We start from the raw sequence: 12,592 nt of genomic DNA on the forward strand, positions 1-12,592 counted from the left end.
GGATGGGACTCATGGGGGTGCGTACGTGACCACGGAGATACGGCCGGACACGACCGGCGGGCGGAGCGACCCCGAGCCCCCGCCGCCCGGCGGAGTGCTCTGGACCATCGCCGGTGACGTCCGGGGGCTGCTGATGCTCCCCGCCGCCTTCACCCTTCAGGTCGCCCACCCCGCGATCGGGGCCGGAGTCGACCAGTACTCCGTCTTCCGCACCGACCCCTGGGGCCGCGGCGAGCGCTCCCTGCGCTCCGTCCAGCTGTGGGTGTACGGCGGAGCGGACGCCGTCGCCGAAGGGCGCCGGGTCCGCCGACTGCACAAGGAGATCCAGGGCACCGACACCAGGGGGCGGCGCTACCACTCCCTCGACCCCGCCTGCTACGCCTGGGTGCACGCCACCGGCTTCCCCGTCTACCTCTACGCCGGGCGCTACCTGCTGCGCCGCTTCACCCCCGCACAGGAGCGCCAGCTCTACCGCGAATGGCTCCAGGTCGGGCGCATCCTCGGCCTCCACGACCGGGACATGCCGCAGACCATCGAGGAGTACTGGCCCTACTACCGCCGGATGCTGGCCGAGGAGATCGAGCCCACCAAGGTCGCCCTCGAACTCGTCGCCACCGACACCCCGCTGCCCCGCCCCGAGGGCGGCCCGCTGCCGGTCCGGCTCCTGCTGCGCCTGGCCTGGCCGGTGCTCCGGCCGACGTTCCTGCACTTCCGGGCCTTCGTCACCGTCGGCTACATGCCGCCCGAGGCGCGCGCCGCCATCGGCCTGAAATGGACCCCGTCGCAGGAGCGCCGGCTGCGCCTGCTCAGCTGGGCCGCACGCACCCTCGTACCCCTCCTGCCGGAGCGGCTGCGGTACCTGCCGATCGCCCGCGCGGCCCGCGCCGCGCACCGGCGCGCCGACGCCCGCTGAGGGGCGCCGGCGCGCAGCCCCGTAGGGCCATGAGCGTTTGGTGTCAGTGGGCGTCGTGGACGGTGTTCGTCGCCTCGATCTTCTTCCAGGACTTCGGCTCGGCGGCCGGCTTGGCCGGGGACTGGAGGGCGCGGGCCGTGGAGGACTTGGCCGCAGGGGCCGTCGGCGGGGCGAAGGCCGGCTTGCCCGGGGTGTAGAGCCAGGTCTCGAAGAGCTGCGCCAGCGGCTTGCCCGAGACCTTCTCGGCGTAGCGGACGAAGTCGCCGACCTTGGCGTTGCCGTAGGCGTGCTCGGTCGGCCAGCCCTTGAGGATCTGGAAGAACTTCTCGTCGCCGATCTGGTTGCGCAGCGCCTGGACGGCGATCGCCCCGCGGTCGTAGACCGCCCCGTGGAACTGGTTCTCCGCACCCGGGTCACCCGGCTTCACCTGCCAGAACGGGTCCTCGGCCGGACGCAGTTGGTACGTCCAGTCCGCGAGCTCCTGGGCCGTTCCCTCGCCCTCCTTCTCCGACCACAGCCACTGGCTGTAGCGGGCGAAGCCCTCGTTGATCCAGATGTCCTTCCAGTTGTCGACGGACACGCTGTCGCCGTACCACTGGTGGGCCAGCTCGTGCACGACCACCGAGACGTTCGCGCCGTTCGCGAACTGCCGGGGGCTGTAGAACGGCCGGGTCTGCGTCTCCAGGGCGAAGCCGGAGGGCACGTTCGGGACGTAGCCGCCGAGCGCGTTGAAGGGGTACGGGCCGAAGACCCCCTCCAGCCACTCCGCGACCTCGCCGGTCCGCTCCACGCTCGCGCGCGCCGCGCCCGCGTTGTCGCCGAGGTCCTTGCTGTACGCGTTGAGGATCGGCAGGCCGCTCGCCGTCTTGTCGGTGGTGATGTCGAACTTGCCGATGGCCAGGGTCGCGAGGTACGTGGCCTGCGGCTTGTTCGAGCGCCAGTTGTACCGGGTCCAGCCGAGCCGCGAACTCTGCGACTGCAGAACGCCGTTGCTGATGGCCTGGGTGCCGTCGGGCACGTTCACCGAGATGTCGAAGGTGGCCTTGTCGAGGGGGTGGTCGTTGCTCGGGAACCACCAGATCGCCGAGTCGGGCTCCTGTGCGGCGATGCCGCCGTCAGGGGTGCGCTGCCAGGCCGACCAGCCGTCGACCTTGAACTCCGAGGGCTTGCCCGCGTACTTGACCACCACGGTCGCCTGGCGGCCCCGCTGGAGCGCGGCGGCCGGGGTGACTTCCAGCTCCTGGGTACCGGACTTGGCGAACTTCGCCTTGACCCCGTTGACCCGGATCTCGCTGACGTCGAGGCCGAAGTCGAGGTTGAAGCGGGACAGGTCCTGCGTGGCGGTGGTCAGGAGGGTGGCGGTGCCCTCCAGCAGGTCGGTCTTGGGCTGGTACTGCAGGCGCAGGTCGTAGTGGGATACGTCGTAACCGCCGTTGCCGCTGGCCGGGTAGTAGGGATCGCCGATACCCGGGGCGCCCGGACCGGAACTCGCAGCCGACGCCGGGATCACCAGCAGAAGGGAAGCGGCGAGCACGCTCGGGGCGATGACTTTGCGGTGCACCTGGGAACTCCAATGGGTAGGGGAGTGGCTTCCGTTCGACCGTATTCACGCCCGCGGCCCCACGTCATGTCCATGGCTCCTGCTGTCACACGATCGCCATTCGGCCGTCACAGCGGGTGTGGCCGGGCCCCCTCTTTTGCAGCGTACTAAGCAGTCGCTAACCTGCCGGGCATGACTCTTCCCCCGCGCGCCGCCCGTCACGCCTGGCACGGAGCTATCAACCCGCTGCACGCCACCGTCTACTTCTCGCCGGACCTCGGCAAGGAGTTCGAGTCCCTCGGCATCACGGACCGCGTCGCCGTCAACCTCGCCTCCCGATCCGCCGCGATGGGCGCCGTGGCCGCCGGCACGGTGACCTCCACCTTCTACAACTACCGCCACGACCTGATCGCCCGGCACCTGCCGGCCGTCTGGGACGCCGCCACCCCCGGAGCGGTCCTCGCCGCCCGGCTGCGGGCCGTCGACGCAACGCTGCGCCGGCTCCTCGGCGACGAGACCCTGGAGTCCGCGGCGCTCGCCGAGGCCGCCGAACTGGCGATGCGCGCGACCGAGGGCTGTACCCGGCACGCCCGAACCCTCTACTCCGCCCACGCGGACCTCCCCGTACCCGAGGAACCGCACCTCAAGCTGTGGCACGCCACCACCCTCCTGCGCGAGCACCGCGGCGACGGCCACCTCGTCGCCCTGCTCGTCGCGGACCTGGACCCGGTCGAGGCTCTGATCAGCCACACGGCAACCGGCCGCGGCATGACCCCCAAGTACCTCAAGTCCATCCGCGGCTGGGACCAGTCAGACCTGGACGCCGCCACCGACCGGCTGCGCGGGCGCGGCATCCTCGACGCCGACGGGGAGCTCACCGCCCGGGGCCAGGAGGTGCGCGAAGCCCTCGAGCTGGAGACCGACCGGCTCGACGCGGCCCCGTACGAGCACCTCGGCGCGGCCGGACTCGCCCGGCTCGCCGAGATCGGCGGCGGCTTCACCAAGAAGGCCGTCGCCGCCGGAGCCTTCCCCGGGGACCTCTTCGGCAAGGCCTGAGACCCCCGGGACTCCCGGGACGGACAAGGCTCCCGACGTCGGCCGCCGCCACCTGCCACAATTGGCAGCCTTCCGACGCAGCACGCAGCAGACAGCGCGCACCACGCATACGTACGAAGGCAGGCGGGACCGCACAGTGACCATGTCCATCGAAGGCAGGATCGCCGAAGAGCTCGGCGTACGGGAGCGGCAGGTCAAGTCCGCCGTCGAGCTGCTCGACGGCGGCTCCACCGTGCCGTTCATCGCGCGCTACCGCAAGGAAGCGACCGAGATGCTCGACGACGCCCAGCTGCGCACCCTCGAGGAGCGGCTGCGCTACCTGCGCGACCTGGAGGACCGGCGCGCCGCGATCCTCGACTCCGTACGGGAGCAGGGCAAGCTCGACGCCGAGCTGGAGGCCCGGATCAACGCGGCCGACACCAAGGCCCGGCTGGAGGACATCTACCTCCCCTTCAAGCCCAAGCGGCGCACCAAGGCCCAGATCGCCCGCGAGGCCGGCCTGGTGCCGCTCGCCGAGGGCCTGCTCGCGGACCCCTCGGTGGATCCGCTGGCCGCGGCGGCCGGGTACGTGGACGCGGACAAGGGCGTCGCCGACCCGGCGGCCGCCCTGGAAGGCGCCCGCGCCCTGCTCACCGAGAAGTTCGGCGAGGACGCCGACCTCATCGGCGAACTGCGCGAGCGCATGTGGGGCCGCGGTCGGCTCGCTGCGAAGGTCCGCGAGGGCAAGGAGGAGGCGGGCGCCAAGTTCGCCGACTACTTCGACTTCACCGAACCCTTCACCGCGCTGCCCTCGCACCGCGTCCTGGCCATGCTCCGCGGCGAGAAGGAGGACGTCCTCGACCTCACCCTGGAGCCGGAGGAACCGAGCGAGGTACCCGGCCCGTCCACGTACGAGGGGATGGTCGCGCGCCGCTTCGGGATCAACGATCGCGGCCGGCCCGGCGACAAGTGGCTCGCCGACACCGTCCGCTGGGCCTGGCGGACGAAGATCCAGGTGCACCTCGGCATCGACCTGCGGACGCGGCTGCGCGCCGCCGCCGAGGACGAGGCCGTACGGGTCTTCGCGTCCAACCTGCGCGACCTGCTGCTCGCCGCCCCCGCCGGCACCCGTGCCACGCTCGGCCTCGACCCGGGTTTCCGGACCGGCGTGAAGGTCGCCGTCGTGGACGCCACCGGCAAGGTCGTCGCCACGGAGGTGATCTACCCCCACGTACCGGCCAACAAGTGGGACGACGCGCTCGCCAAGCTGGCCCGTCTCGCCAAGGAGCACGCGGTCGAGCTGATCGCCATCGGCAACGGCACCGCCTCCCGCGAGACCGACAAGCTCGCCGGTGAACTGATCACCCGACACCCGGAGTTGAAGCTCACCAAGGTGATGGTCTCGGAGGCCGGCGCCTCCGTGTACTCGGCTTCCGCCTTCGCCTCGCAGGAACTCCCGGACATGGACGTGTCCTTGCGCGGCGCGGTCTCCATCGCCCGCCGGCTGCAGGACCCGCTCGCCGAACTGGTCAAGATCGACCCGAAGTCGATCGGCGTCGGCCAGTACCAGCACGACCTGTCCGAGGTGAAGCTCTCGCGCTCGCTCGACGCGGTCGTCGAAGACTGTGTGAACGGCGTCGGCGTGGACGTCAACACCGCCTCCGCGCCGCTGCTTTCGCGGGTGTCGGGCATCAGCGGCGGACTCGCCGAGAACATCGTGGCGCACCGCGACGCCAACGGCCCCTTCCGCAACCGCAAGGGGCTCAAGGGCGTGGCCCGGCTCGGCCCCAAGGCGTACGAGCAGTGCGCGGGCTTCCTGCGGATCCGCGACGGGGACGACCCGCTGGACGCCTCCAGCGTGCACCCCGAGGCGTACCCGGTGGTCCGCTCGATGGGCAAGACGGCGGGCAGCGAGGTCGCGGCCCTGATCGGCAACGGCGGCGTGCTGCGCTCGCTGCGGCCGGAGCAGTTCGTCACCGAGGCCTTCGGTCTGCCGACGGTCACCGACATCCTGCGCGAGCTGGAGAAGCCGGGCCGCGACCCGCGTCCCGCCTTCAAGACGGCCACCTTCAAGGAGGGCGTCGAGAAGATCGGCGACCTGGCCCCCGGGATGATCCTGGAGGGCGTGGTCACCAATGTGGCCGCCTTCGGCGCCTTCATCGACATCGGCGTGCACCAGGACGGCCTGGCGCACGTCTCGGCGCTGTCGAAGAACTTCGTCAAGGACCCGCGGGACGTGGTCAAGCCGGGCGACATCGTCCGAGTGAAGGTCATGGACGTGGACATCCCGCGCAAGCGGATCTCGCTGACGCTGCGGCTGGAGGACGAGTCCGAGCGCGGCGGCCCGGGGGCGCCGAAGCAGCGCGAGGACCGCGACGGCCGTGCGGAGCGCGGTGAGCGGCGCGGCGGCGGCCGACCGCCGCAGCAGCGCGGCGCGGCGGGCGGCCAGGGCGGCGGCCAGCGGCAAGGCGGTCAGGCCGGTCAGGGTGGTGGCCAGAGCGGCGGCCAGAGTGGCGGCCAGGGCGGCTCCCGCGACGGCGGCCGGGGCCAGCGCCAGGGCGGCCAGGGCGGCGGTCAGCGCCAGGGCGGCGGCGCCCCGGCCCCCTCCAACAGCGCCATGGCCGACGCGCTGCGCCGTGCCGGTCTCTCCGGCCCCGACGGTCAGGGCGGCGGCCGCAAGCGGTAGACGTCCTCGCGGCAGGCGGTGTTCGTGGCAGCGTGTGACGGACTGGCCGAATAGGCGCGTCACATACGGACATACCTTGCCAACTTCCTTGCAAGATCTGTAGGCATGACGGAACGCCCGTTCGTCTTTTGGCGGACGGGCTTCCGTGTTTCCCCTCAGGACCGCACTCCCGAGGACGCATTGAAGGCAAAGGACGTCATGCCCCTGCCCACGCACGCCTACCGACGCTGCCCGAGAAAGGGTCCGAAGAGGGAACACATGCGCCACCCGCAACCGAGTCTGCGTAAACGCTGCGAGGCGATTCTCGGCCGTCTTGAGCTGGCACACCCCTTCTCCCTCGACGGGTTGTGCGACCGGATAGCGGAGCAGCGGGGCCGGCCCATCCGGCTCCACCCGCTGCCCAAGGAAGCGGCCGAGTCGGGGGTGTGCGGCCTGTGGGTCGGCACCGCCAGCGTCGACTACGTCTTCTACGAGGCCCAGACCACCCCGCTGCACCAGGAGCACATCGTGCTCCACGAGATCGGCCACATCCTCTTCGGGCACAACTCGCTGGACGGGGAGGCCGAAGGGGCCACCGGAGCCGGTGGGGAAGAAGGGGGCGTCCCCGTCATCCTCGGGCGCACCAACTACACCACCCGTCAGGAGCAGGAGGCGGAGATGCTCGCCAGCATGATCCGCATCCGGACGGCGACCCCCGGCCCGCACCACGGCGACGGAGACGAGGCCCGGACCACCCTGGCCAGGCTGGAGTCCGCGATGGGCTACGAGCGCCAGAGGCGGGGGCACGGCCGCCATGGCATCTGATCTCACCGCCTTCGGCGACGCCCTCGCCGTCCCCAGCGTCGTCTGCCTCTGGGTGGCCGTCCTGCTGCGCGCCCCCGGCGCCCTGCGCTCCCCGCACCAGCGCGGCCTGTGGCTCGCCGTCGCCACCGCCGCCGCCGCGATGACGCTGAACCTCCCCGACGTGGTGGCCTACGCCATGAGCCAGGACCCCGGCTACGCCCACACCATCGGGCTGGTCCGCAACCTCATCGGCGTCCTCTCCGCGGGCGCCGTGCTCTACTTCGTGGCCGCCGCGACCCGGGGCCGCCGGCTCCAGATCGCCTCCGGCGCCGGCACCGTGGTCTGGCTGACCGCACTCGTCGTCCTGGACGCCGTCGCACCGCCGCACGGCACGCACACCATCCCGCCCGTCGGCTCCCCGGTGCCCTCGCTCGCCTACTGGCTGGTGCTGATGTCCGCGCACCTGCTCGCCAACACCATCTGCGTATCGGTCTGCTGGCGCTACAGCCGCCGCGCCGAAAGCCGCGGACTGGCCGTCGGGCTGCGGCTGTTCGGTCTCGGTACCGCCCTCGCCGGGGTGTTCTGGTTCGTGTACCTGCTCAAGGCGCTGTTCGGCGCCACCTGGGCGATGCCCGCCAACCCGCTGCTGATGAACGTGCACGGCCTGCTGCGCGCCGCCGCGATCCTGGTCCCGACGCTCTTCACCCTGCGCGGCACGGCCGCCGACATCGCCACCGCCTGGCGGCTCTGGCCGCTCTGGCGCGACCTGGTCCACGCCGTCCCGCACGTCGCCCTCAACAAGCCGCGCGCAGGCCGGGTCCTGGAACTGCTGTGGCCCCCGGTCCCGCGCAACCTGCTCGTCTACCGCAAGGTCATCGAGACCCGCGACGCCATCCTGATCCTCGGGGAGTACGTGGCTCCGGGCGTGCCGGAGCTCGCCCGCGGCCACGTCGCCGGGAACGGGGTCCCCGAACCGGGGCGCCCCGCGGCCGCGCTGGCCTGCGTACTCAAGGAGGCCCGGCAGGCGAAGTTGGCCGGGATCCCGCAACAGCGCGGCGAAGCGAACCCGTTGGAACTCCCCGCAGCCCTCCAGACCTCGGCCGACGGGGACTGCCTGGACAGCGAGGCCCGCTTCCTCGTGGACGTCGCGCGGGCCTACGCCTCGCCCGCCACGGCCGCCTTCGCCCCATGAGCCCGCCGCAGAGCAACCGTAACCACCCGTAAATCGCAAGACCGCACCCGCACCACGAGCTCAACCGCCAGGAAGTGAAAGTCTCTTGAGCACCGTACTGATCACAGGGGCCAGCGCCGGACTCGGCGCGGCCTTCGCCCGCGGCTTCGCCGCCAAGGGCTGCGACCTCGTCCTCGTGGCCCGCGACAAGGGCCGCCTCGAAGCCGTCGCCGCCGAGCTCGGCCGCGAATTCGGCGTCGTCTGCCAGGTGTTGCCCGCCGACCTGCTCGACCCCGAGGACCTGCGCTCCGTGGCCGACCGGCTCGCCGACCGGGACCGGCCCGTGGACATTCTGGTCAACAATGCGGGCTTCGGCCTCCCCGCGCCCTTCCCGTACAACCCGGTGGAGGACGAGGAGCGGATGCTCGACCTGCTGGTCAAGGTCCCGCTCCGGCTCACCCACGCCCTCCTCCCGGGCCTGCGCGAACGCCGCCGGGGCGCGGTGCTCAACGTCTCCTCGGTCGCCGGACTCCTGCCGACCGGGACGTACGGGGCCGCGAAGGCCTGGGTCACCGCCTTCAGCGAGTCGCTGCGCGTGGACATGGAGCCCTACGGGGTGCGCGTGCTCGCGGTGGTCCCCGGATTCACCCGGACCGAGTTCCAGCAGCGCGCCGGATCCGACGTCAGCGCCCTGCGCGACGCGGTGTGGCTGGAGCCGTCCGACGTGGTGGCCCGAGCCCTCAAGGACCTGGCCCTGCGCCGCCCGGTCAGCATCACCGGCCTGCGCTACCAGGCGTACGCCCTGGCCGTGCGCCACCTCCCGCGCACCTTCGTGGCCCGCAAAATGGCCCGCAAGCGCCGCCCCCCGGCGGACACGGGGGACGGGAGCTGACCACTGCGCCGCGACAGCGCGATGCGCGGCTCGGTGACGGGCCGCGCACGCCTGATGTGCAGGGGGACGAGTCAGCAGTCGCCGTGGTCGTGACCTCCGTAGCCGTTGTCGTCATCGTCGTCCCAGTTCCAGCCACCGTGGTGCCAGCCGTGATCGTCATCGTGGCCCCAGCCGCCCGCGACGTAGCTGACGTGTTGGGTCGGGGCTGCCGCCGAAGCGGTACCTGCCGCGCCGAGCGCGGCTCCGCCGGCCATCAGGAGACCGGCAGCGGAGAGCGCGAAGAGGCGCTTCGTTCGCAGTGCAAACATGAGAATTTTCCCTTTCCTTCCACCCTCCCCGACCCTCCGGGCATGAGGGGGATGGAACCGCGGGCTGCAGGACGAGCATGCGCACCGCGGATCGGATACAGGGCCGCCGGAAATGCGGAAGCGCATCGCTGCTCCTCGGCCACGTGGAATCCGGCCGAGGGGGCGTGCTCCGCGGTTGCGGCTCTCACTCGGACACGCTAGTCGCCCTCGGGGCGGTCGGCACCTCGGGGCGCGCTCCGGTCAGAGCTCGGTGACCTTGCCGCCCGCGACTTCGAGCCGGCGGGTCACGTGGACCGCGTCGAGCATCCTGCGGTCGTGGGTGACCAGCAGCAGGGTGCCCTCGTAGGCCTCCAGGGCGGACTCCAGCTGCTCGATCGCCGGAAGGTCCAGGTGGTTCGTGGGCTCGTCCAGCACCAGCAGGTTCACCCCGCGGCCCTGCAGCAGCGCCAGGGCGGCGCGGGTGCGCTCGCCGGGGGAGAGGGTGGCCGCCGGACGGGTCACGTGCGCCGCCTTCAGGCCGAACTTGGCGAGCAGGGTGCGCACTTCGGCCGGTTCGGTGTCGGGCACGGCCGCACAGAAGGCGTCGATGAGCGGTTCCTCGCCGAGGAACAGGCCGCGGGCCTGGTCGACTTCGCCGACCCGCACGCCCGAGCCGAGCGTGGCGGATCCGGAGTCCGGGGCGAGGCGTCCCAGGAGCACGGCCAGCAGGGTCGACTTTCCGGCCCCGTTGGCGCCGGTGATGGCGACCCGGTCCGCCCAGTCGATCTGGAGGCTGGCCGGTCCGAACGCGAAGTCCCCGCGCTGGACCGCCGCTTCGCGCAGGGTGGCCACCACCGAGCCGGAGCGCGGCGCCGCCGCGATCTCCATGCGCAGCTCCCACTCCTTGCGCGGCTCGTCGACCACTTCGAGCCGCTCGATCGCGCGCTGCGTCTGGCGGGCCTTCGAGGCCTGCTTCTCGCTCGCGTCGGCGGCGGCCTTCCTGGCGGACTTGTCGTTGTCGGTGGCCTTGCGCTTGGAGTTCTTGACGCCCTTGTCGCTCCAGCCGCGCTGCATCGCGGCCCGGTCCTCCAGGGCGGAGCGCTTGTCGGAGTACTCGTCGTACTCCTCGCGGGCGTGGTTGCGGGCCCGCTCGCGCTCCTCCAGGTAGGCGTCGTAGCCGCCGCCGTAGAGGTTGATCTGCTGCTGGGCCAGGTCCAGTTCGAGGACCTTGGTGACGGTGCGGGTGAGGAACTCGCGGTCGTGGCTGATCACGACCGTGCCGGCGCGCAGGCCCTTCACGAACTGCTCCAGGCGCTCCAGACCGTCCAGGTCCAGGTCGTTGGTGGGCTCGTCGAGCAGGAAGACGTCGTAGCGGGACAGCAGGAGCGAGGCGAGCCCGGCGCGGGCGGCCTGGCCGCCGGACAGAGCGGTCATCGGCAGGTCGAGGCCGACGGACAGCCCGAGGTCGTCGGCCACCTGCTGGGCCCGCTCGTCGAGGTCGGCGCCTCCGAGGTTCAGCCACCGGTCGAGGGCGTCCGCGTACGCGTCGTCCGAGCCCGGCGTCCCGTCCACGAGACCCTGCGTCGCCGCGTCGAGCTCCGCCTGGGCGGCGGCCACGCCGGTCCGCCGGGCCAGGAACTCGCGCACCGACTCGCCGGAGCGCCGCTCCGGCTCCTGCGGCAGGTGCCCCACGGCGGCGCCGGGCGGGGAGAGCCGCAGCTCACCGGTCTCGGGAGCGTCGAGACCCGCGAGCATCCGCAGCAGGGTCGACTTCCCGGCGCCGTTGACGCCGACGAGTCCGATGACGTCGCCGGGCGCGACGACGAGGTCGAGATCGGCGAAGAGCGTGTGCTCACCGTGCGCGGCGGTGAGCTTCTTGGCGACGAGGGTTGCAGTCATGATTTCCCGATCCTATCCGCCGCCCCGGAGGCTCAGGTGCCGAGGACGCGGAGGGCGGCCCACAGCGCCGCCACCGCGGCGACCAGAGCCGGCACGGTGGTCAGCACACCGAGCCGGGTGAACTCCCCGAGCCGCACCGGGCTCCCGCCCGGACCGGCGGATCCCGCCCCGTCCGCGTGCAGGATCCGCCGCCACAGCAGCGTCGCCAGCGACCCGGCATAGGTCAGGTTCGGCCCGATGTTCACCCCGATCAGCACCGCCAGCACCGGCCCCGCACCACCGACCGCCGCCACCGGCAGGAGCGCCAGCACCGCGGGCAGGTTGTTGATCAGGTTGGCCAGCACGGCGGCCACGGCCGCCACGGCGAGCAGCGCCGGCAGCGAGTCCCCGGTGGGCGTCACCCGGTCCAGTGCGTCCCCGAGCCCGTGGTCCACGACCGCCCGCACCACCACCCCCAGCGCCAGCACGAACAGGCAGAAGGCCGGGGCCGCCGACGCCAGGATCCGGACCGGCGTGGTCTCCCGGCGCCGCAGTGCCCGTACGGCCAGGACGAGCGTGCCCGCGAGGGCCGCCCAGGCGGGGCTCGCCCCGGCGAAGGAGGCGAGGGCGAAGCCGGCCAGGGTCAGCGCGAGCACGCCCGCCGCGAACCGGGGCAGCGGCGCGGGTTCCGCGGCCTCGGGCACGTGCTCCGGGGCGGCGGCCAGGTCGGCCCGGAAATAGCGGCGGAAGACCGCGTACTCCACTCCGATCGCCGCCAGCCACGGCAGGGCCATCAGCGCCGCGAACCGGGTGAAGGACAGTCCGCTCGCGGCGAAGGCGAGCAGATTGGTGAGGTTGGAGACCGGCAGGAGCAGCGAAGCCGAGTTCGCGAGGTGTGCGGTGGCGTAGACGTGCGGCCGCGGCCGGGCCCCCAGCCGGGCGGCCGTCGCCAGCACCACCGGGGTCAGCAGCACCACCGTCGCGTCCAGGCTCAGCGTCGCCGTGACCACCGAGGCCACGGCGAACACCCCGCCAAGCAGCGCCACCGGCCCGCGCCCGGCCGCGTGCCGGGCCACGGCGGCGCCCGCGGCCCGGAACAGCCCTTCGTCGGCGCAGAGCTGGGCCAGCGCCAGGATCACCGCGAGGAAACCGACCACCGGCAGCAGATCGCGCAGCTGTGCCCAGGCGTCGGCGGGCGGTACGACACCGAGTACGACGAGCAGCGCGGCCGCGGGTACGGCGGCGGCGGCCTCCGGCAGGCCGCGCGGGCGCACGACGGCGAAGGCCAGTACGCCGAAGAGGAGGGCAACGGACAGGCAGGTGGCGGCGAGGGCGTTCAGGAGGGGCTCCGGAGCGGGGAGGGCGGCGGGGGTGGCTTTGAGGCGCGGGCGGTACGGCTCGGGTGGT

The 12,592-nt window shown here is 72.5% G+C and carries 10 protein-coding genes; 6 read left to right on the top strand and 4 right to left on the bottom strand.

Features of this window, described 5'->3' with window-relative positions:
• Positions 1-25: 25 nt before the first annotated feature.
• Positions 26-913 carry an oxygenase MpaB family protein gene (locus tag OG490_RS30975; protein ID WP_330299566.1) on the top strand — a complete coding sequence of 296 codons (888 nt, stop codon included), beginning with the start codon at positions 26-28 and terminating at the stop codon, positions 911-913.
• A 43-nt stretch (positions 914-956) separates the two neighbouring features.
• On the opposite strand, the gene OG490_RS30980 is transcribed toward OG490_RS30975, so the two are convergent.
• Positions 957-2,474, bottom strand: a complete 1,518-nt coding sequence (locus tag OG490_RS30980) for a M1 family metallopeptidase (protein ID WP_330299567.1) — start codon at positions 2,472-2,474, stop codon at positions 957-959.
• Positions 2,475-2,645: 171 nt separating this feature from the next.
• Between OG490_RS30980 and OG490_RS30985 the strand changes: the two genes are divergently transcribed.
• The 5 genes from OG490_RS30985 (at position 2,646) to OG490_RS31005 (ending at position 9,020) form a co-directional block, all read left to right on the top strand.
• Positions 2,646-3,509, top strand: a complete 864-nt coding sequence (locus OG490_RS30985; protein ID WP_330299568.1) for an SCO6745 family protein — start codon at positions 2,646-2,648, stop codon at positions 3,507-3,509.
• A gap of 136 nt (positions 3,510-3,645) precedes the next feature.
• On the top strand, positions 3,646-6,174 hold the full coding sequence (locus tag OG490_RS30990; RefSeq protein ID WP_330299569.1) for a Tex family protein: 2,529 nt from the start codon (positions 3,646-3,648) through the stop codon (positions 6,172-6,174).
• Between the two features lie 258 nt (positions 6,175-6,432).
• A complete protein-coding gene (locus OG490_RS30995; protein WP_330299570.1) occupies positions 6,433-6,978 on the top strand; it encodes a hypothetical protein in 546 nt (181 codons plus the stop codon).
• Positions 6,968-8,149 carry an MAB_1171c family putative transporter gene (locus OG490_RS31000; RefSeq protein ID WP_330299571.1) on the top strand — a complete coding sequence of 394 codons (1,182 nt, stop codon included), beginning with the start codon at positions 6,968-6,970 and terminating at the stop codon, positions 8,147-8,149. Before OG490_RS30995 ends, OG490_RS31000 begins: the two co-directional genes overlap by 11 nt.
• 85 nt (positions 8,150-8,234) lie before the next feature.
• Positions 8,235-9,020 (top strand): SDR family NAD(P)-dependent oxidoreductase, encoded by a 786-nt coding sequence (locus OG490_RS31005; RefSeq protein WP_330299572.1) that lies wholly within the window; start codon positions 8,235-8,237, stop codon positions 9,018-9,020.
• A gap of 71 nt (positions 9,021-9,091) precedes the next feature.
• On the opposite strand, the gene OG490_RS31010 is transcribed toward OG490_RS31005, so the two are convergent.
• The 3 genes from OG490_RS31010 to OG490_RS31020 all read right to left on the bottom strand — a co-directional run bounded on the left by OG490_RS31010 (position 9,092) and on the right by OG490_RS31020 (position 12,525).
• Positions 9,092-9,328 (bottom strand): hypothetical protein, encoded by a 237-nt coding sequence (locus OG490_RS31010; RefSeq protein WP_330299573.1) that lies wholly within the window; start codon positions 9,326-9,328, stop codon positions 9,092-9,094.
• Positions 9,329-9,568: 240 nt separating this feature from the next.
• Positions 9,569-11,206: an ABC-F family ATP-binding cassette domain-containing protein gene (locus tag OG490_RS31015; protein ID WP_330299574.1), complete on the bottom strand. Its 1,638-nt coding sequence runs from the start codon at positions 11,204-11,206 to the stop codon at positions 9,569-9,571.
• A gap of 32 nt (positions 11,207-11,238) precedes the next feature.
• Positions 11,239-12,525: an SLC13 family permease gene (locus OG490_RS31020; RefSeq protein WP_330301136.1), complete on the bottom strand. Its 1,287-nt coding sequence runs from the start codon at positions 12,523-12,525 to the stop codon at positions 11,239-11,241.
• Positions 12,526-12,592: the final 67 nt, after the last annotated feature.

It is taken from the genome of Streptomyces sp. NBC_00503 (assembly GCF_036346895.1).
In the GTDB taxonomy this organism is placed as follows: domain Bacteria; phylum Actinomycetota; class Actinomycetes; order Streptomycetales; family Streptomycetaceae; genus Streptomyces.